At 41.4% G+C, this 18,621-nt stretch carries 20 protein-coding genes and 1 pseudogene (1 of these 21 only partly in view); 14 read left to right on the forward strand and 7 right to left on the reverse strand.

Features of this window, described 5'->3' with window-relative positions; genetic code table 11:
- Positions 1-372 precede the first annotated feature (372 nt).
- Positions 373-567, forward strand: a pseudogene (locus tag Q0192_RS11475) (type II toxin-antitoxin system RelE/ParE family toxin); the annotation flags it as partial.
- Positions 568-575: 8 nt separating this feature from the next.
- Positions 576-893 carry a HigA family addiction module antitoxin gene (locus Q0192_RS11480; protein WP_299289621.1) on the forward strand — a complete coding sequence of 106 codons (318 nt, stop codon included), beginning with the start codon at positions 576-578 and terminating at the stop codon, positions 891-893.
- A gap of 130 nt (positions 894-1,023) precedes the next feature.
- Here the strand turns inward: Q0192_RS11480 and clpB are convergent, their stop codons facing one another.
- Both clpB and Q0192_RS11490 read right to left on the reverse strand, forming a co-directional pair.
- Positions 1,024-3,615: an ATP-dependent chaperone ClpB gene (gene clpB, locus Q0192_RS11485; RefSeq protein ID WP_299289622.1), complete on the reverse strand. Its 2,592-nt coding sequence runs from the start codon at positions 3,613-3,615 to the stop codon at positions 1,024-1,026.
- Positions 3,616-3,752: 137 nt separating this feature from the next.
- A complete protein-coding gene (locus Q0192_RS11490) occupies positions 3,753-5,171 on the reverse strand; it encodes an AAA family ATPase (protein WP_299289623.1) in 1,419 nt (472 codons plus the stop codon).
- A gap of 65 nt (positions 5,172-5,236) precedes the next feature.
- On the opposite strand from Q0192_RS11490, the gene Q0192_RS11495 reads away from it, so the two are divergent.
- The 5 genes from Q0192_RS11495 (at position 5,237) to coaD (ending at position 7,777) form a co-directional block, all read left to right on the forward strand.
- Complete coding sequence (locus Q0192_RS11495) at positions 5,237-6,037, forward strand: DUF3822 family protein (RefSeq protein WP_299289624.1); 801 nt, start codon at positions 5,237-5,239, stop codon at positions 6,035-6,037.
- Entirely contained in the window at positions 6,037-6,570 is a 534-nt protein-coding gene (locus tag Q0192_RS11500) for an RsmD family RNA methyltransferase (RefSeq protein ID WP_299289625.1), read from the forward strand. Before Q0192_RS11495 ends, Q0192_RS11500 begins: the two co-directional genes overlap by 1 nt.
- A 72-nt stretch (positions 6,571-6,642) precedes the next feature.
- Positions 6,643-6,936 (forward strand): type II toxin-antitoxin system HigB family toxin, encoded by a 294-nt coding sequence (locus Q0192_RS11505; RefSeq protein WP_299289626.1) that lies wholly within the window; start codon positions 6,643-6,645, stop codon positions 6,934-6,936.
- A 5-nt stretch (positions 6,937-6,941) separates the two neighbouring features.
- Positions 6,942-7,298 carry a helix-turn-helix domain-containing protein gene (locus Q0192_RS11510; RefSeq protein WP_299289627.1) on the forward strand — a complete coding sequence of 119 codons (357 nt, stop codon included), beginning with the start codon at positions 6,942-6,944 and terminating at the stop codon, positions 7,296-7,298.
- A gap of 17 nt (positions 7,299-7,315) precedes the next feature.
- The gene (coaD, locus tag Q0192_RS11515; protein ID WP_299289628.1) at positions 7,316-7,777 is read left to right on the forward strand and encodes a pantetheine-phosphate adenylyltransferase; all 462 of its coding nucleotides are present in this window, start codon (positions 7,316-7,318) and stop codon (positions 7,775-7,777) included.
- Here the strand turns inward: coaD and Q0192_RS11520 are convergent.
- Positions 7,752-8,393: an NUDIX domain-containing protein gene (locus tag Q0192_RS11520; RefSeq protein WP_299289629.1), complete on the reverse strand. Its 642-nt coding sequence runs from the start codon at positions 8,391-8,393 to the stop codon at positions 7,752-7,754. The two genes, coaD and Q0192_RS11520, sit on opposite strands and share 26 nt — an antisense overlap.
- Positions 8,394-8,803: 410 nt before the next feature.
- Positions 8,804-8,974: a hypothetical protein gene (locus Q0192_RS11525; protein WP_299289630.1), complete on the reverse strand. Its 171-nt coding sequence runs from the start codon at positions 8,972-8,974 to the stop codon at positions 8,804-8,806.
- A 360-nt stretch (positions 8,975-9,334) separates the two neighbouring features.
- Here Q0192_RS11525 and pyrE point away from each other — a divergent pair, with 360 nt between their 5' ends.
- The 5 genes from pyrE to Q0192_RS11550 all read left to right on the forward strand — a co-directional run bounded on the left by pyrE (position 9,335) and on the right by Q0192_RS11550 (position 13,335).
- On the forward strand, positions 9,335-9,976 hold the full coding sequence (pyrE, locus tag Q0192_RS11530; protein ID WP_299289631.1) for an orotate phosphoribosyltransferase: 642 nt from the start codon (positions 9,335-9,337) through the stop codon (positions 9,974-9,976).
- 24 nt (positions 9,977-10,000) lie between these two features.
- Positions 10,001-10,399, forward strand: a complete 399-nt coding sequence (locus tag Q0192_RS11535) for an SRPBCC family protein (RefSeq protein WP_299289632.1) — start codon at positions 10,001-10,003, stop codon at positions 10,397-10,399.
- 82 nt (positions 10,400-10,481) lie between these two features.
- Positions 10,482-11,426, forward strand: a complete 945-nt coding sequence (locus tag Q0192_RS11540) for an Rpn family recombination-promoting nuclease/putative transposase (protein WP_299289633.1) — start codon at positions 10,482-10,484, stop codon at positions 11,424-11,426.
- A 131-nt stretch (positions 11,427-11,557) separates the two neighbouring features.
- A complete protein-coding gene (gene msrA / locus Q0192_RS11545; RefSeq protein ID WP_299289634.1) occupies positions 11,558-12,235 on the forward strand; it encodes a peptide-methionine (S)-S-oxide reductase MsrA in 678 nt (225 codons plus the stop codon).
- Positions 12,236-12,357: 122 nt separating this feature from the next.
- Entirely contained in the window at positions 12,358-13,335 is a 978-nt protein-coding gene (locus Q0192_RS11550; RefSeq protein WP_299289635.1) for a glycosyltransferase family 9 protein, read from the forward strand.
- A gap of 95 nt (positions 13,336-13,430) precedes the next feature.
- Here the strand turns inward: Q0192_RS11550 and Q0192_RS11555 are convergent, their stop codons facing one another.
- The 3 genes from Q0192_RS11555 to Q0192_RS11565 form a co-directional block, all read right to left on the reverse strand.
- On the reverse strand, positions 13,431-13,913 hold the full coding sequence (locus Q0192_RS11555; protein WP_299289636.1) for a hypothetical protein: 483 nt from the start codon (positions 13,911-13,913) through the stop codon (positions 13,431-13,433).
- Between the two features lie 174 nt (positions 13,914-14,087).
- Positions 14,088-15,014 (reverse strand): methionyl-tRNA formyltransferase, encoded by a 927-nt coding sequence (gene fmt, locus Q0192_RS11560; RefSeq protein WP_299289637.1) that lies wholly within the window; start codon positions 15,012-15,014, stop codon positions 14,088-14,090.
- Positions 15,015-15,023: 9 nt separating this feature from the next.
- Positions 15,024-16,265, reverse strand: a complete 1,242-nt coding sequence (locus Q0192_RS11565; RefSeq protein WP_299289638.1) for a DUF1343 domain-containing protein — start codon at positions 16,263-16,265, stop codon at positions 15,024-15,026.
- A gap of 145 nt (positions 16,266-16,410) precedes the next feature.
- Here Q0192_RS11565 and Q0192_RS11570 point away from each other — a divergent pair, with 145 nt between their 5' ends.
- Positions 16,411-17,631: an FtsX-like permease family protein gene (locus Q0192_RS11570; protein WP_299289639.1), complete on the forward strand. Its 1,221-nt coding sequence runs from the start codon at positions 16,411-16,413 to the stop codon at positions 17,629-17,631.
- Between the two features lie 157 nt (positions 17,632-17,788).
- Positions 17,789-18,621: the 5' portion of an NADH:flavin oxidoreductase gene (locus tag Q0192_RS11575; RefSeq protein ID WP_299289640.1), read on the forward strand. 277 nt of this gene lie beyond the right edge of the window; 833 of the gene's 1,110 nt are visible here — the first part of the coding sequence; the start codon lies at positions 17,789-17,791; its stop codon lies beyond the right edge, outside the window.

Below are 18,621 nucleotides of genomic sequence, written 5' to 3' on the forward strand. Positions count from 1 at the left end.
TCAAACAGTCTTCTCTAATCAGATGACCGCCTTTTGATTAATCGAACTCAGGTTAGGAACAAAATAATAATCAAGATTTGATTTGACAGTCTCGAAAGGATCCATAACAAAAAAGGAGTTTCCATTTTACCGGAAACTCCTTTTTCAATGCTTCTTTTACCACTACTTTTTAAGAATTCAAAGAATACAAAATTGTGGTCAAATTCATCCAATTTAATGTTGCTGTCTTTGTTTACTTTGCCAGTATGCTTTGTTTGCAAATTACACCTTTATCGTTACATTTGTTTAATGATTTTAAGCATATGGCATAAAGGTTTGAAGTTGTATTTTGAAAAGGGCGATGCTTCTAAATTATAACCTCAACACGTAAACAAAATCAGGTTAATCTTAACGCGATTGGAAGCCGCAAAAACTTTAGGCGATTTAAATGTCCCGGGTTATGGTTTGCATCAATTAACTGGAGAGTTAAAAAGTTGTTGTGCGATTAAGGTTGATAAAAACTTCCGCATTATTTTTCAATTTGTTGGAGAAGACGTACAGGAAGTTGATTATTTGGACTATCATTAATTTGAGCTATGAAAATGACGATGTTTAATCCGGCCCACCCCGGAGAATTGATAAGAGAAACTTTAGCCGGTATCCGGGAAGAAACCGGACAAAAACTAACGGTGCTCCAGGTTGCCGAAGGTTTAGGCACCACACGTAAAACGCTTTCTGCAATTATTAACGGCAAACAAAGTGTTACGCCGGAAATGGCTTTGCGTTTGGCAAAAGCATTTAATACAACGCCCGAATTTTGGTTGCATGTTCAGGAAAATTACGATTTGGCAAAAGCCCGCAAACGAATTGATGTAAAAGAAGTAAAGGTGTTTTGGCAGCCTCAAGTTGCTTAACCACTTTCAAAAGATACTGAAGTAATAAGGATTTGAATTGGCAAGTTTCAAAAGAGCTCATAACAAAAAAAGAGTTTACATTTTACTGTAAACTCTTTTTAATTTCAATGCTTCTTTTACCACTACTTTTTTAGGAATTCAAAAACACAAAGTTGTGGTCAAATTCATCCAATTTAATGTTGCTGTCTTTGTTTACTTTGCCAGCCAAAATTTGTTTGGAAAGTTCGTTCAGCACTTTCTTTTGGATGACACGTTTTAATGGACGTGCACCAAATTGCGGATCGTAACCCAATTGGCCTAACCAATCCAAAGCTGCATCGGTAGCTTCAATATGGATTCCCATTTCTGCTAAAGTTTGTTGCAACTGATTGAATTGCAGTTTCACAATATCACCAATTTCGTTTCGGCTTAATGGTTGGAACATGATGATCTCATCAATTCGGTTTAAAAATTCCGGGCGGATGGTTTTGCGCAACAGTTCAAACAGTTCGTTTTTGGTTTTGGCAACCACTTCATCGTGGTTTTCTTCATCCAAGTAAGTAAAGTTTTCCTGAATGATGTTGGAACCAATGTTGGAAGTCATGATGATGATTGTGTTTTTAAAATTCACCACGCGGCCTTTGTTATCGGTCAATCGGCCGTCATCCAAAACCTGTAACAAAATGTTGAATACATCCGGATGCGCTTTTTCAATCTCGTCCAGCAACACAACACTATAAGGTTTGCGGCGAACGGCTTCGGTTAATTGTCCGCCTTCATCATAACCTACATAGCCCGGAGGCGCGCCAATCAAGCGGGAAACCGCATGGCGTTCCTGGTATTCGCTCATGTCAATCCGAACCAAAGCAGATTCATCATTGAACAGATATTCGGCCAAAGCCTTTGCCAACTCGGTTTTACCAACACCGGTTGTCCCCAAAAAAATAAAGGAACCGATTGGCCTGCGTTGGTCTTGCAAACCGGCGCGGCTACGGCGGATGGCATCAGAAATCGCTTCAATAGCTTCTTCCTGACCGGCAACGCGTTTGTGCAGTTCGTCTTCTAAATGCAGCAATTTTTCGCGTTCGCTTTGAATCATTTTGGTAACCGGGATACCTGTCCAGCGGGAAACCACGCCGGCAATATCATCGGCCGTAACTTCTTCTTTCAGCATCCGGCCTTCGCCTTGCTCGTCTTCTATTTGTTTTTTCAGTTTTTCAACTTCGGCTTCTGTTTCTTTGATCTTTCCGTAACGCAGTTCGGCTACTTTACCGTAATCGCCTGCACGTTCGGCCTGTTCGGCTTCCTGTTTAAAGTCTTCTATCTGTTCAATCTTTGCGTTTACGTTGTCCACCAAATCTTTTTCGCCTTGCCATTTGGCACGGACAGAATCGCGTTCGTTGGAAAGGTTGGCAATTTCTTCGCTCAATTCTTTCACTCGTTTTTCGTCGTTTTCGCGTTTAATGGCTTCGCGCTCAATTTCCAATTGCATAATGCGGCGTTCCAGCTCGTCAACCACTTGCGGAACAGAATCCATTTCCATACGCAATTTAGAAGCCGCTTCGTCCATTAAATCTATGGCTTTGTCTGGCAAAAAACGATCGGAAATGTACCGCTGCGACATTTCTACCGCAGCAATAATCGCTTCGTCTTTAATCCGAACCTTGTGGTGCGCTTCGTATTTTTCTTTGATGCCACGCATAATCGAAATGGCATCGGCAGTATCTGGTTCGTCCACCGTTACTTTTTGAAAACGCCGTTCCAGCGCTTTGTCTTTTTCAAAATATTTTTGGTACTCGTTCAACGTTGTTGCGCCAATTGCCCTTAACTCGCCGCGGGCCAAAGCCGGTTTTAAAATGTTTGCTGCGTCCATCGCGCCTTCGCCACCGCCAGCACCAACCAAAGTGTGGATCTCATCAATAAACAAAATGATCTCGCCTTCGGCTTGCGTTACTTCTTTTACCACTGCTTTTAAGCGTTCTTCAAACTCGCCTTTGTATTTGGCACCGGCAATCAATGCGCCCATATCCAACGAATAAACCGTTTTGGTTTTCAAGTTTTCGGGAACGTCATTTTTAATAATCCGAAAGGCAATACCTTCGGCAATGGCCGTTTTGCCAACGCCGGGTTCGCCCACTAAAATTGGGTTGTTTTTAGTACGGCGCGATAAAATTTGCATCACCCTGCGGATCTCGTCATCCCGGCCAATCACCGGATCCAACTTGCCGGATTCGGCATATTCGTTTAAGTTGCGGGCATACTTATTTAAGGAATTATAAGTTGCTTCCGCGTTTTGATCGTTTACTTTATTGTTGCCGCGCAGTTCGGTAATGGCTTTCTTCAGGTCTTTTTCCGTTGCGCCAAAATCTTTTAATAAAGAAGCTGTTTTATCCTTCGCCGCTAAAACTGCCAGCAAAAGATGCTCTACCGATACAAATTCGTCTTTAAATTCTTTGACATAAGCCAGTGCTTTTTGCAAAGTACTGTTGGTGTCGGACGACAAATAAACATTGCTTCCGCTTACTTTTGGATAAGTGGCAATCAATTCGTCCAACGAAGTATTAAGCCGGCTTGTATTAACGTTGATTTTTTTTAAGAGATAGTTCACAACGTTCTCATCCACCAGCAACATGCCTTTCAGCAAATGCGCATTTTCAATCGCCTGCTGCTGGTTTCCGGTCGTAATCTCAGATGCTTTCTGGATCGCTTCCTGTGCTTTTATGGTATAGTTGTTTAAGTTCATATCTTCTTCTATACAAATCCGTTACCAAAAATAAAAACTTGAAGCAGTAGGAAAAATTGTCATTCGATTTTAATTTTATACGACAAAAGGGCAGGTTGTTTTTTCTTCATCCTGATGCTTCTTTTACCACTATAATTTTACTCCGCCAAAGCTTCCTGATAAAAACGTTGGTTAAAATTAATAAGGAAAAGTTCTTTGGTTGCCCGCGTGCAGGCCGTGTAAAACCAGCGCAAAAAATCGGTGTTCAGCATTTCTTCGGTCAAATAACCCTGATCTACAAAAACCGCTTCCCACTGGCCGCCCTGCGCTTTGTGGCAGGTAACGGCATACGCAAATTTGATTTGCAAAGCATTAAAATAAGGGTTTGCCTTGAGCTGTTCCATCTTTTTTTGCCTGCTGGCCAAGTGCTCATAATCCTTCATCACTTCTTCATAAAAACGCTGGTTTTCCGTGTACGACAAACTGGGCGTTTCGGTGTACAATGTGTTGAGCATCACGGTACAATCCAACGTTAAAGCATCGGCATAATCGGTAAATTCCAATTGCACATCGGCAAACTGGAAGCCATACATTTCGCGGATGTTGCGTACCCTTTTTATCTGCCCAATATCGCCGTTGGCAATAAAATCGGTGCTGCTTTCTTCCTGTTCTTTCATCCAGAAATAGTTGTTGCGCACCACCATCACAAAATCGCCGCCGGTGAGTTCTTCCTCCCGGTACAAAATCCGGGCGCGCACCTGCTGGTTATAAATGTTGGCGTTTTTGTTGGACCGGCAAATCACGAGCGTGTTTTCCAATCCATATTTGCCGTAAGCGTAGTTTAAACCTTCTTCCAGCCGTTCGCCGTTCATCCGGTAAATATCTTTAAAACCTTTGGTGATGATTTGCGGATATTCTGCTTCGTCTTTCCGGATCAGATTCCGGACAGCCGTAACGTTTTCCAAAATACCCGAATTTTTTTCTTGCCGCATCACTTCCGTCAGCTCATAACTAAAAACACGGAGACGGAACATATCTTTCAATAACTTCGGTTCCAATGCCGCGCTGTTCTCAGAACCAACCGGCGGAAGTTGGGCCGTATCGCCGATCAGCAGCAGTTTGCAATTCCTCGAATTATAAACAAACTCGACCAAATCATGCAGCAAACTGCTGCCGTTTCCGTTGCTTTCATCCGAAATCATGGAAGCTTCATCCACAATAAACAAGGTGTCTTCGTGTAAATTATCCGCCGTTGCAAAATTCAAATCCGGCGTTACGGCACTCTTTTTACGGTATATTTTTTTGTGGATGGTGAAAGCTTTTTTGCCCGAATAACTGCTCATCACTTTTGCGGCACGACCGGTAGGTGCCAGCAAAAACGAAGCGTAATTGTAGTTTTTCAGCAGTTTTACCAAAGCGGCCAGCACGGTGGTTTTCCCAGTTCCGGCGTAGCCTTTTAAAATGAAACAAGTATCTTCATCTGTGCTTATTAAAAACTGGTGCAGCAAATTAAACAGTTCCATTTGCTGCAAAGTTGGCGTGTGCGGAAAGGATTTTCGGATGAGATCTTCGTTCATATTCCTCAAAAATGAAATAAAAACGCTGAAAGTCAATTGCCAAAAATTTTTACTTTTGTTTACCGATGCACTTTGTCCCCATAAACTTTTCAGATCCTGGTTTTAATCCCGCTTATACGGCTGATTTTGAATTGCTTGTTATCATCAATCAACATCATTTTGGTTATGCTGTTCGTCATCCGGCTACACAAAGGTTGGTTCGGGTAAGCACCGGAAACGAATTGGACGAACTTTGGCGTCAGCAAGAAGTTGCCGAATTAATTGCATCAAATTACAAAAAAGTAAATATTGCTATCGAAACCCAAAGCTTTTGTTTGATACCGAATGCTGTTTTTACCAATGAAGATTTGTTGGACTACACCAAATTTTTAGTGGTAAAAGAAGCAAATGTAATTTTGACCGATCAAATGGAAAGCGGACAAAACACCGTTATTTTTACCGCCCCTGCCGAAATCATCCATAAAATAACTGCACTATACGATTCGCCAAAAATAGAATTTGCGCCAAAAGGTTGGATCAAAGCGGTAATGCAGACACAGCTTCTTGGGCAAAATTTATATTTGTATTTAGATGAAAACCGCTTGCAGTTGTTGTTTCCCGAAGGAGAAAATATACGTTTTTATAACCAGTTTGATTGCTCGAATCTCGACGAATTGGTTTATTACACAGCTTTAGTAGCGGAACAATTAAAATTAAAACCGGCGGAAACAACGTTGATTTTGTGCGGCAGGATAGAAGAAGGCAGCGAACAACAACTCTATTTACAACAGTTTTTTGGCAAAGTAAACTTGTTTAATTTGGCTGATTTTAGGCAACATACCGCTTTGAAACAACACCAGGTTACAAATTTTTTAGGTTTAGGTTGATGCGAATTATCGGAGGACGCTTAAAAGGATTGCGGTTAAACCCGCCCAACAACTTGCCTGTTAGGCCAACAACGGATTTGGCAAAAGAAGCATTGTTCAATATTTTAAACAACCAACTGGATTTTGAAGGTTTAAAAGTGTTGGATTTATTTAGCGGAACGGGCAACATTGCGATGGAATTTGCTTCGCGGAACGCCGAAAAAGTAGTTGCCGTTGATCGCGCTGCGCTATGTATTTTCTACATAAAAGACATGGCCGCCAAACACAAACTCCCGGAAATCGCTGTTTTTAAAGCCGATGTTTTTAAGTTTTTGGAAATGGAAACCGAGCGATACGATTTGATTTTTGCCGATCCACCTTACAACTTGGATAAAATTCCGCAATTGCCCAATGCTGTTTTTACCAAGCATTTATTAGTGCCTGATGGTTTACTGATTATCGAGCATCCGGCTTATCAAAACCTAAGCAACCAGCCCAATTTTAGCGAAAAACGGGTTTATGGCAATACGGCGTTTTCGTTTTTTAAGGGATAAAAGAAGTATGTGAAATCCATTTTATAAAAGAATTCCCGAATCGGGAACTTTTGATTATGTTTGTATTAATAAGTGAGAGTTATTTCAAAAAGAATACTTCGTGAATTTTGGGAAGTGCATCCTGATTGTATGCAGCAATTAAAATCCTGGTATCAGGAATTCAACAATAATAGGTTTGGTAGTCCAACTGATCTAAAAATTAAATATCCAAGTGCAAGTATTTTAGCAGATAATCGTGTTGTATTTAATATAAAAGGAAATAGTTATAGGCTTATAGTTAAAATAAATTATGAGTATCAAACGGTTTGGATTAGATTTATTGGCACACATACAGCGTGTGATAAAATAGATGCAACAAAAATTTAGTTATCATGAATATTAAACCAATTAAAAGCGAGCAGGATTATCAGGAAGCTTTAAACAGGCTTGAAGTAATTTTCGATGCGCAAAAAAATTCAGTCGAAGGTGATGAATTTGAAGTGCTGAGTATTTTAATCGAAAAATATGAAGATGAACATTTCCCGATTGGTTTGCCAGACCCAATTGAAGCAATAAAATTCCGAATGGAACAAATGGGATATAATCAACAAGATCTGGCTAAAATGGTTGGATTAAAAAGTAGGGCAAGTGAAATTTTAAATAGAAAGCGGAAGCTGTCTTTAGAAATGATCCGGTTATTGCATGAAGGCTTAAAAATCCCAACAGAAGTTTTGGTTCAAGCTTATTAAATACGATTTGTTAACTTATGAAAATAGCCCTTTTCCCAGGTTCGTTTGATCCGGTTACCAAAGCACACGTTGATATTTTACAACGTTCCATCAGCTTGTTTGATAAAGTTTATATTGGCATCGGGTTGAACAGCACCAAAAAACCACTGCTGATGCCCGAAAAACGCGAACAAATGCTGAAAGCTGTTTTTGTAGATGAACCGAAGGTTGAAGTAATTGCTTACGAAGGTTTGACGGTTGCGTTTTGCAAGCAAATTGGCGCTAATTACATGATCCGAGGAATCCGTACAGTTTCTGATTTTGAATACGAAAAAGCCATCGCGCAGATGAATCATGCGCTGGAACCCGAAATTGAAAGCATCTTTATTGTGAGCAAGCCTGGTTATTCTTCCATTAGCTCTACCATCGTGCGAGAGATTTTAAAATACAACGGCGATGTCAGCCAGTTTATCCCTAAAGCGGCCCTTCCTTTTCTTTGATCAAACCCATCGTATCCAACACGTCCAAAATAGAAGGATAAGTGTTTTTGGCAAGGATAGCAAACTTTTCGCGCGTAAACCAGCAGGCTTTGGTAATGCCTTCTTCCTTTTGCGGTTTCAGTTTATCCTGCCCTTCGGCTTTCATGCGGTACCAATGCGTTTTTTTCAGTGCCAGTTCGTCGTTGCGCTGCCGGTAAACGTGGTAGGTTTTGCAAATTTTCCGTCCTATTTTTTTTACCTTGATACCGCATTCTTCCTCAACTTCCCGCACGGCGGCTTTCCTGGTTTTTTCGCCTTCTTCAATTTTCCCTTTTGGCAAATCCCACAAACCGTTCCTAAAAATCACCAGGTATTCTTTGCGTTCGTTTTTCACCAAACCACCGGCCGCCTCAATCAAACGGATACTTTTAGACAGTTTCCTCAACGTTGTTTTGGCATTTTTGCACAGGTACAAAAAGGTTTGCTTGCCATCGGTTTTAGAAACCGATTTGTAGATCAGGCCCAGGTCGGGTTTTTCCACGTTCAATTCCTGATAGTTTTGTAAACCTTTTGGCACCGCTTCGGCAACCACCAAATGCTTCTCGTTGATGTAAATATGGTAACTTATGTTTTGCATAAAATCTTTTCCAACAGTTTTCTGATCGGTATTTTCCCGGTTTTTTCGTCTGCCAAAAACAACAACAATTTTTAGTGGATAAAAGAAGCATGCACTTCAAACCTCCTTAAAAACCTTTTGCCAAATAACGGAATAAATTTTACCGGCAAAAATATTTTGAGGGCTTGTTTAAATTTTTATCTTAACAATGTTTGATGCTTCTTTTATGCCCATAAATTGTGTGCCCCTATATTATGCCGGTACAAAAACCACCAAGCAACAATGATTTTTAGGCGGTAAAAGAAGCATCAAAAAATATTTAAACAAACTTTGGCATTGATAAAAAAATGCAAAAATAAAAAAAGCTTGCACCCATTGGTTTTAATCCAACAGGCACAAGCCTTACCTATAATCAGAAATAATTTGATAAACTACATCAGCATCGGCAGCGCACTAAAAATAGTGCTGTAATTTTCTATCGCAACTTCAAGCTCTGCTTTAATATTGCTTGTTTCGCGGTGCTCGGATTCGGCCATGCTCAACAAACTGTTTTTTTCTTCGATATCCTGGCTTAATTTTTTTAATAATGATTGAATTTCCATGTTGTTTTAGTTTTATTAACACCTTTTACGAACGCCTGCTTATCAGGGTTACCATTGTTGTCAACAAAGTTATCCACAAGTTGTTAACATTATTAACTAACGGAATTTTGCAGAAAGCAGACTTGTAAAAATTAAAAAAAGTAGTTTTACGATTAATTTATGCGTTGAACTTGCGCTAAAACCTTTAAGATTTTTATCTTTGTTAAGCTGCGCGGGTATTTAAAAAAACCAGATGCCAGGCCGACAATTGATAGATAAATATGATTAAACCTTCCCGACGGAAAGCAAATTCTCCGGAAATCGAATGTTACAATTTCAACAAAAAGCGAAACTGTTTTTTTAACCCGAAAACTGGCAGCCATGTTTGATAAATTAGAGGCTGCACAGCAGGTTGCAGAATTTTTGTTACAGATCAAAGCCATTAAACTACAGCCCAACAAACCTTTTACCTGGGCATCGGGCTGGAAATCACCTATTTATTGTGATAACCGTTTAACACTTTCGCACCCTGCCATCCGCACTTATATCCGCCAGCAAATGGTGGCCATGATCCAGGAAGAGTTTGGCGCCGTAAGCTGTATTGCAGGTGTGGCTACGGCAGGCATCCCACAAGGTGTTTTGATTGCGCAGGAATTGGGGATGCCGTTTTTATACGTCCGCTCAAAACCAAAAGAACACGGGACCGGAAATTTAGTAGAAGGCGAACTGCACCGCGGACAACGGATTGTGGTGGTGGAAGATTTAATTTCGACCGGCAAAAGCAGCTTGCAGGCGGTTGAAGCTTTGCGTGCCGCAGGTGGCGATGTGGCTGGTTTGGCCGCTATTTTTACTTATGGCTTGGACGAGGCAACCGAAAATTTTAAAAATGCACGTTGCCGTTTCGCTACGTTGTCCAACTATTCGGCTTTAATTAAATATGCAGCTGCCAACCAATACATTACCGAAAATCAAATTGCAGTTTTACAACAATGGCGCGAAAACCCTGTTGATTGGGGAAAATGAATTGTTAAGGATTAAAGTTTTGTTATGACCACGATTGAAAGTAAAGTTACCTTAAGTGTACCTGCGGCGTCCGTTTACCAGTTTTTGGCAGATTTGAACAACCACCGCCAATTGATGCCCGAAAATATTACCGATTGGAAATCAACCAAAGACGAAGCCCGTTTTAACATTCAAAATATGGCGAAGCTGGTTTTGGAGATTACCAACCGTACGCCAAATTCTGAAATTTTGATTGCTGCCATCGAAAACCCGCCTTTTCCCTTACAGTTGAAATGGGAAGTGCAAGAGGCCGGAACCCAGACCCAAGCTTCTTTTACCATTGCTGCCGAACTGAACATAATGATGAAAATGCTGGCAGGCGGCCAATTGCAAAAACTGGCCGATTACGAAACGGAACGGTTAAAGGAATTGATAAAGGCGTAACAACAGAAGATAGCAATAGTGATGCATTAAGTAACGTCTGCCCGAAACCCTAAATTTTCATAATTTTGATTTCGGGAAAACTATGAAAGCGAAATATATAAACCCTTATACGGATTTTGGTTTTAAGAAGATATTCGGAGAAGAAGCAAGTAAACCTTTGCTCATTGATTTCCTGAACGCACTTTTGCCCGAGCAAAATGAAATAATTGACTTAACGTTTAAAAACACAGAGCAGCTCGGGCTGACAGATCTCGACCGAAAAGCGATTTACGATATTTACTGCGAAAACGATAAAGGCGAAAAGTTTATTGTAGAACTTCAAAAAGCAAAACAAAATTATTTTAGGGAAAGAACAATTTATTATTCAACATTCCCCATTAGGGAACAAGCTGAGAAAGGGGAATGGAACTACAACCTGAAAGCCGTATATTGTATTGGTATTTTAGATTTTACTTTTGATGATTATGAAACAGAACCGGAACGCAGTGAAGTGCTTCATATCATCAAATTAAAAAACCAGAACGGTAAAATCTTTTATAATAAGTTAACTTATCTATACCTAGAGATGCCCAATTTTACAAAGCAGGAAAATGAACTGGAAACGCGTTTGGATAAATGGCTTTACTTCATCAAAAATTTAGAAGATTTTCAGCAAATACCAACTATATTTAAAGACAATGTATTTACCAAAGCTTTTGAGAAAGCAGAACTTGCCAATATGAAACAAGATGAACTGGACAAATACGAAACAAGCCTAAAAGTTTTTAGGGACAATAAAGCAGTTTATGATTATGCCAAACAAACAGCTTACGATGAAGGCAGGACGGAAGGTATGTCAACAGGCATGATTGAAGGCAAGTTAGCCGGCAAAATCGAAGGCAAAATCGAAGGCAAACTCGAAGGTAAGCTCGAAGGCAAGATCGAAGGCAAGATCGAGATTGCAAAGTCGGCTAAGCTAATGGGGCTTTCTGTTACTGACATTGCTAAACTGACCGGGCTATCAGAAGAAGAGATAAGCAAGTTATAATGCTTCTTTTATAGGTATAAAACTATTGTGTCAATTACTCTTTTCAGTGTAAAAGGATTGCAAGTTTTCATCCTGTAAAATATCAAAAAGCTTTTTCCTGCGTATATCTTTACAAATGTAAATTTGCCACTATGAAAATCGCTTTTAAAATGCTAAACCTTATTTTTGCCGCTTTGCTGTTTGCTTCCTGCGGACAAGCTTCTTCTTCTAATTTAAAATTTGCTGATCTCCCGGGAAAAGACGGCGTTCGGAAAATAAACCTGGTAGCGCCAAAAGGCAAAGCCATTGCCGCTTTTGCCGAAGGTTGTTTTTGGTGTTCCGAAGAAATTTTTGAAGATGTGGCCGGGGTGGATTCTGTAATTTCGGGTTATTCCGGAGGGAACATACCAAACCCAACTTACGAAAAAGTACGCACCGGAACAACTGGTTACGCCGAATCGGTTTTGGTTTATTACAATCCGGCCAAAGTTTCTTATGCCGAACTGCTTAAAGTTTTTTATGCTTCGCACGATGCAACTACTTTAAATAAACAAGGCCCGGACGAAGGCACGCAATACCGTTCGGTTGTATTTTATGCCAATCCGACAGAAAAAGCCATGGCCGAAGCCGCTAAAACAAATGCCTTAAAATCAGGGATGTTCCAACGTGCCATCGTTACCCAGATTTCTCCTTTGACTGCTTTTTACCGTGCCGAAGAATATCACCAAAATTATGCAAAACACAACGGCGATAACCCTTACATCCAGAATGTATCGGAACAGCGTTTTCAGCAATTTAAAAAAACTTATAAAGGCAAGCTAAAACAATAAGTTAGGGTTTTCGACAATTCTTTTAGCCTTGATACTGTTTTTATCGGCATAAAAACAGTATCAAGGCTTTCAACATAAAACATAATTTAAGCAAAAGGGTTAACCAAGCAATTTCAACCGCTATGCTTTCTGCACATCCAATCCAAAAAATTGTTGTTTTTCGCGCCTTGCAATTAGGCGACTTGCTTTGTTCAATCCCGGCTTTTCGCGCTTTGCGCACCACTTATCCTGATGCCCATATTACTCTAATTGGTTTGCCCTGGGCCGAAAGTTTGTTAACGCGTTTCCCGGATTATTTTGATGCTTTTATTGCTTTCCCAGGCTATCCGGGTTTGCCGGAGCAGGAAGTTGTCCCTGAAAAAATAACTGCTTTTTTGCAGGAAATCCAACAGCAAAAATTTGATTTGGCCTTGCAGATGCAAGGGAACGGCTCTATCGTAAACCCTTTGGTGGAGTTGTTTGGCGCTTTTTATACCGCTGGTTTTTACCGCGAAGAAGATTACCGGCCAAGCCCATTGTTTTTGAAATATCCCGAAGGTATTCCCGAAATTCAACGCCATTTACTGCTGATGAACCATTTGGGTATTCCTGCTGTTGGGACAGAATTGGAGTTCCCGTTAAACAGCTATGATTATGATGCTTTCGACCAGTTAAATTTACAGATCATCCCGCAGAAATACGTTTGCATCCATCCCGGTTCCCGCAGTGTTGAGCGGCAATGGCCAACTGCTTATTTTGCCGCCTTGGCCGATTATTGCCAAGAGCATGGCTTTGATGTCGTGATTACCGGCACAAAAGACGAAGCGCATTTGGCCGAAGAAGTGATGCAAAAAATGCAACATGAAGCCTACAACCTTACCGGAAGAACCACTTTGGGCGCGGTGGCTGTTTTGATAAAACATTCCTTTGCTTTGGTTTCAAATTGTACCGGCGTTTCGCACATTGCGGCTGCTTATGGTACGCCAAGCGTGGTTATTAGTTTGCACGGCGAACCGGAACGCTGGTCTCCATTAGACCAAATGAAACACCGGACAATTGATTGGAGCACTACGCCAAACTTTAACTTGGTAATGGAACGTTTGGTAGAAGTTGTTGCTTAAATATCAGTTTGCTAAAACATACATTTGAATTAAACAACAAAGGCCGTCTTGTTGCTACAAGGCGGCCTTTGTTCGACAAAAAAAATACCTTAAAGTTATTTTCTTGGTGAACCAGAACCAGATGAGCCTGAACCTGATGTACCGCTACCAGAACCGGAACCACTGCCGGAAGTACCAGAACCAGAGCCACTGCTTCTGCCGCTTCTGCCTGAACGTGAACCGGTTGTACCACTGCCGGAAGTACCAGCACCAGACATGCCAGAACCTGCACTACCTGAGCCCATAGTAGTAGAACCAGAGCCGGAACCTGACATACCAGAACCTGAACCAGACATACCGGAAGAACCTTTTTTCATAGAGCTTTTAGAGCCTTTGTGTGATTTGCTCATTTTAGAAGATTTTCCTGAATGGCTGCCAGATGATTGGCTTTCAGATTGCATACCAGAAGTAGAACCAGAGCCTGATGAGCCGGAGCCGGTAGAACTGCTGCCGGAACCGCTTGTTCCTGTTTGTGCGGATACATCCTGTACCGCCCACATAAACAGGGCTAAAAACATTGCCAAACTTAACTTTTTCATAATCGTTTAATTTTTTGATTTATTACTCTTACAACAACCATTTATAGTAAGAGGTTTTAAATTTTCTTAATAATGTAAATTTTTTTATCCCGATTTAAATCATAGCAAAATTAAACTTGTCCGGCTTTTATTTAAACACACAATTTATGCCGGTAAAAGAAGCATCAGTGAGGTTTAAAGCTTGATGCCGCGTAAAAATTCATCAACCTTCATCCGTTTTTTGCCTTCCAGTTGTACTTCTTTTAAGTTGATAAAACCATCAGTGCAGGCAAATTTTAAAAAAGTTTTATGATCGGTTAAAAAAGCACCTGCAGAAATCCCGGGATTGGTTTCTTGTTTTTCTGCCCAAAAAACCTTTAAAACCTTGTTGTTCAAATGCGTAAAAGCAGTTGGGTACGGGCTTAAACCACGGATAAAATCATAAACTTTTTCTACCGGCTGCGCCCAGTTGATCTGGCAATCTTCCTTAAAAATTTTTGGCGCATGTTTTAGTTCTATGACTTCTTCGTTCTTGATCAAATCTTTTTGCGAAACCTCCTGATAATTTCCGCTTTCAATCATCGCTACTGTTTTTACCAATAGTTTTGCGCCGATAACCATCAGTTTATCGTGTACATTGCCGGCCGTATCGGTTTCCAAAATGCTGGTTTGATCGGTCAAAATCAAATCGCCGGTATCAATTTCCTGCTTCAAAAAGAACGTACTTACGCCGGTTTGCTTTTCGCCGTTTATCACCGCCCAATTAATTGGTGCCGCGCCACGGTATTGCGGCAGGAGCGAGGCGTGTAAATTAATTGTGCCTTTTGACGGCATTTTCCAAACCATTTCTGGCAGCATCCTGAAAGCAACCACCACCTGCAAATCCGCTTTAAAGCTTTCCAGTTCCTGCAAAAATTCCGGGTTTTTCAATTTTTCAGGCTGAAGCACGGGAAGCTTTTTTTGCAAGGCAAATTCCTTTACCGCCGATTGCGAAAGCTGTCTGCCGCGTCCTGCCGGTTTATCCGGCGCGGTAACTACGGCAACCACTTCTTGTTTGGCTTGCAGCAAGGCATCCAGCGAAGCCACGGCAAACTCCGGCGTGCCCATAAAAATTATCTTCATTGCAATTTTCTATTTATAAAGCAGGTATTTCTTCCGCATCAATTTATATTCGCTTAAACCGGGTTCCCAGCTTTGGCGGATTTCCTGCTCAGTTTTTCCTGCTAAAATTTGTTCTTTAAAAGCAGAAACACCAGCCAGAAAATCAATATTGCCAATCTGTTTGCTTTGTTTACGATCAAAAAACTTTGCTTTGTCCGGGTAAGCATTAAACAAATCCATCATCCATTTCAGGTTGATTTTTCCGCTTTTGCGCAAACTTTCTGTGTTATAATTTCTTAAATCCAAACCGTAACAAACCTGGTTTTGGAATAAAGGCGTTTCAGATTTTCCGGAAATACTAACCGGCGTAAACGTAAAATCATAAATTCCTTTTAAGTACGGGCTTCCAAGAACCGTAAAAGGCATGTAAGTTCCGCGGCCCTGGCTTACGGTTGTTCCTTCAAACAAACACAATGAAGGATACAATAAAACCGATTGCTGCGTATTCAAATTTGGCGAAGGGTTGACCGGCAAAATATAAGCCATATCGTGTTTGTAATTTTTAACCGGGATTACCTTGATTTTGCATTGCGCATTATTGGGCAGCCAGCCTTCGCCGTTAATCATTTTTGCAAATTCGCCAATCGTCATGCCGTGCGTAATTGGGATTGGATATTTGCCCACGCCAGACTTCAGTTTCATATCCAAAATTGGCCCGTCAACATAAGCGTTTGGGTTTGGCCGGTCGAGAATAATCAGTTCTTTTCCAAACTCGGCACAAGCTTCCATCACATCGCCCAACGTATTGATGTTGGTGTAAAAACGGCAGCCCACATCCTGGATATCAAAAATCATCACATCAACAGAATCCAGGTCAGCTTTGGAAGGTTTCCTTTTCGCGCCATAAAGCGAAACAATGTTGATGCCGGTTTTCGGATCCATTTCGTCGCCAACTTTGGCGCCGTTGCTGGCATTTCCCCTAAAACCATGCTCCGGGCCAAAAATCCTTTTGATTTTGATGCCGCGCTTCAGCAAACTATCCACACTCGAAACGTTTTTACTGCCGATGACCGAAGTTTGGTTAACCACCATGCCCACGTTTTTGCCTTTTAGAAGTGGCAAATACAATTGGGTTTGGTCGGCACCGGTTTGGATATTTGTGTTTTGCGCACAACAAAATTTTGCCGATAAAAACAGTATCGCACAAAATATGGCAAAGGTTTTTTGGGTTTGAAAAAGGTTCTTCCGTTTAATCATCGTTTGTTTGGCCATACTTCTTTTATCGGATAAAAATTGGTATCGGCAATAATAAAAAACTAAAACCGGCAAGTCTGCGTTTTCTGCTTACGTCTGCAAAAATATGTCCGGTATAAAACTGCATATTTGGCCAGATATAAAAAAATCAAAACCACGCCGTTTGAATATAGCCACCTTTATCGCCAGCCGCATTTCTTTCCGCAGCAAGCGCACGTTTTCTAAAATGATCGTCCGCATTGCCATCACCGGTATCATGCTGGGTTTGGGCGTGATGATTTTGAGCTTGGCCATTGTAAAAGGTTTTAAGCAGGAAATCCGCGAAAAAGTAAGGGGTTTTTCGGGCGATATCCAAGTGGTGAAGTACGATTTAAATTCTTCCTACGAAAACTCCCCGTTCATTGCCGATCCTTCTTTTTTGCGCGAAGTTGCTCAGAACAAAGCTTTTACGCACATCCAGCCTTTTGCCACCAAGCCGGCCATTATTAAAGCAAACGACGCGATAGAAGGCGTGGTTTTAAAAGGCGTGGACGAAACGTACAACTGGAATTTCTTCAACAAAAACATGGCATCCGGCCACGTGCTTAATTTAAAGGATTCGGCAGCGGCAGAAAAACAAATCATGATTTCGCAGTTTACGGCCGACCGGTTGAAGCTGAAAGTAGGCGATGATTTTTTGATGTATTTCGTGCAGCAGCCTTTGCGCAAACGCAAGTTTAAAATTATCGGTATTTTTAATGTTGGGGTAGAAGAAGTGGACAAAACGTATGTTATGGGCGCACTTTCGCTGATCCGCAGGCTGAACAATTGGAAGCGAAATGAAGTTGGCGGCTATGAAATCCAGATCCCAAATTTTAACAAATTGCAACAAGCCAATGAAACGCTGAGCAACATTTTGCCGGTTCAGTTTAAATCGCTTACCGTACAGGAATTTTACCCAACCATTTTTGAGTGGCTCAGTTTGTTGGATGTAAACACGCAGGTGATCCTGATTTTGATGTTGATTGTGGCCGTCATTAACATGATCTCGGCTTTGCTGATCATGATTTTGGAACGGACGAGCATGATTGGAATGCTGAAAGCTTTGGGCGCAAACAACTGGCGCATCCAGCAAATTTTCCTGTTAAATTCTTTGTACCTGATTGCCGCCGGCTTGCTGCTGGGCAATATTTTTGGTGTTGGCCTGAGTTATTTGCAACACCAAACGCACCTTTTTAAGTTAGACCAAGCTTCTTATTACATGACTTTCGTGCCCATCCAACTCAACCTGTCGGATGTTTTGCTACTCAACTTGGGCACGCTGGTGGTTTGTGTGCTGGTGCTTTTAATTCCTTCGATGCTGGTTACTTCCATTTCTCCGGTAAAGGCGATTAGGTTTAAATAAAATTCATCGCCTGGTGCTTCTTTTACCGGCAAAAAATTGGTAAGCATCAGCAAAGTGTAAACCTCATTGATAACTGTCAATCGGCAGCAACAAATCCAATCCTGATACCAGCTTTTCATTTTAGCTTGATAGCTTTGGCTGTTATAACACATAACTTATGAGTGCGATAGAAAATTATTCCCAGTTAGGTACCCTTTTTCGTCCTTTCCAGTTAAAATCATTAAACCTGAAAAACCGGATTGTGATGGCACCGATGACGCGTTCTTTCTCGCCAAACGGTATTCCGGGCGATAACGTGGCCGATTATTACCGCCGCCGTGCAGAAGGCGAAGCCGGGCTGATCCTTTCGGAAGGGACCGTAATCAACCGTCCTGCTTCTTCCAACGACCCCAATATCCCGCATTTTTATGGCGAAGAATCTTTGGCCGGATGGAAAAAAGTAATCAACGAAGTACATGCTGCAGGCGGGGCAATGGCACCTCAAATTTGGCACATGGGCATTATGGCACCGCAAGGAAGCTGGTTGCCGTCAACACCTTTTGAAGGGCCTTCCGGTTTTGTGGCCGAAGGAAAACAAGGCGGTGTGGCCATGAGCGAAAATGACATTGCTGATACGATTGCTGCTTATGCCAGCGCCGCTGCGGATGCCAAACGTTTAGGTTTTGATTCGGTTGAACTGCATGGTGCACATGGGTATTTGATAGACCAGTTTTTTTGGGACGCTTTTAACCAGCGTACCGATGCTTTTGGCGGAAAAACCATTGCCGAACGCAGCCGTTTTGCGGTAGAAATAGTCAAAGCGGTACGTGCTGCCGTTGGCGAAGATTTTGCCATCATCATCCGTTTATCGCAATGGAAACAACAAAATTTAGGTGTTAAATTGGCAAACACGCCAGACGAAATGGCTTCCTGGCTAAACCCGATGGCCGAAGCGGGCGTTGATATTTTCCACTGCTCGCAACGCCGTTTTTGGGAACCGGAGTTTGAAGG

It is taken from the genome of uncultured Mucilaginibacter sp. (assembly GCF_937859865.1).
Classification (GTDB): domain Bacteria; phylum Bacteroidota; class Bacteroidia; order Sphingobacteriales; family Sphingobacteriaceae; genus Mucilaginibacter_A.

Excerpts from the sequence above, each read along its gene's own strand:
- Q0192_RS11480 (WP_299289621.1), top strand. The coding sequence starts at position 576 with ATGAAAATGACGATGTTTAATCCGGCCCACCCCGGAGAATTGATAAGA.
- clpB (WP_299289622.1), bottom strand. The coding sequence starts at position 3,615 with ATGAACTTAAACAACTATACCATAAAAGCACAGGAAGCGATCCAGAAA.
- Q0192_RS11490 (WP_299289623.1), bottom strand. The coding sequence starts at position 5,171 with ATGAACGAAGATCTCATCCGAAAATCCTTTCCGCACACGCCAACTTTG.
- Q0192_RS11495 (WP_299289624.1), top strand. The coding sequence starts at position 5,237 with ATGCACTTTGTCCCCATAAACTTTTCAGATCCTGGTTTTAATCCCGCT.
- Q0192_RS11500 (WP_299289625.1), top strand. The coding sequence starts at position 6,037 with ATGCGAATTATCGGAGGACGCTTAAAAGGATTGCGGTTAAACCCGCCC.
- Q0192_RS11510 (WP_299289627.1), top strand. The coding sequence starts at position 6,942 with ATGAATATTAAACCAATTAAAAGCGAGCAGGATTATCAGGAAGCTTTA.
- coaD (WP_299289628.1), top strand. The coding sequence starts at position 7,316 with ATGAAAATAGCCCTTTTCCCAGGTTCGTTTGATCCGGTTACCAAAGCA.
- Q0192_RS11520 (WP_299289629.1), bottom strand. The coding sequence starts at position 8,393 with ATGCAAAACATAAGTTACCATATTTACATCAACGAGAAGCATTTGGTG.
- Q0192_RS11525 (WP_299289630.1), bottom strand. The coding sequence starts at position 8,974 with ATGGAAATTCAATCATTATTAAAAAAATTAAGCCAGGATATCGAAGAA.
- pyrE (WP_299289631.1), top strand. The coding sequence starts at position 9,335 with ATGTTTGATAAATTAGAGGCTGCACAGCAGGTTGCAGAATTTTTGTTA.
- Q0192_RS11535 (WP_299289632.1), top strand. The coding sequence starts at position 10,001 with ATGACCACGATTGAAAGTAAAGTTACCTTAAGTGTACCTGCGGCGTCC.
- Q0192_RS11540 (WP_299289633.1), top strand. The coding sequence starts at position 10,482 with ATGAAAGCGAAATATATAAACCCTTATACGGATTTTGGTTTTAAGAAG.
- msrA (WP_299289634.1), top strand. The coding sequence starts at position 11,558 with ATGAAAATCGCTTTTAAAATGCTAAACCTTATTTTTGCCGCTTTGCTG.
- Q0192_RS11550 (WP_299289635.1), top strand. The coding sequence starts at position 12,358 with ATGCTTTCTGCACATCCAATCCAAAAAATTGTTGTTTTTCGCGCCTTG.
- Q0192_RS11555 (WP_299289636.1), bottom strand. The coding sequence starts at position 13,913 with ATGAAAAAGTTAAGTTTGGCAATGTTTTTAGCCCTGTTTATGTGGGCG.
- fmt (WP_299289637.1), bottom strand. The coding sequence starts at position 15,014 with ATGAAGATAATTTTTATGGGCACGCCGGAGTTTGCCGTGGCTTCGCTG.
- Q0192_RS11565 (WP_299289638.1), bottom strand. The coding sequence starts at position 16,265 with ATGGCCAAACAAACGATGATTAAACGGAAGAACCTTTTTCAAACCCAA.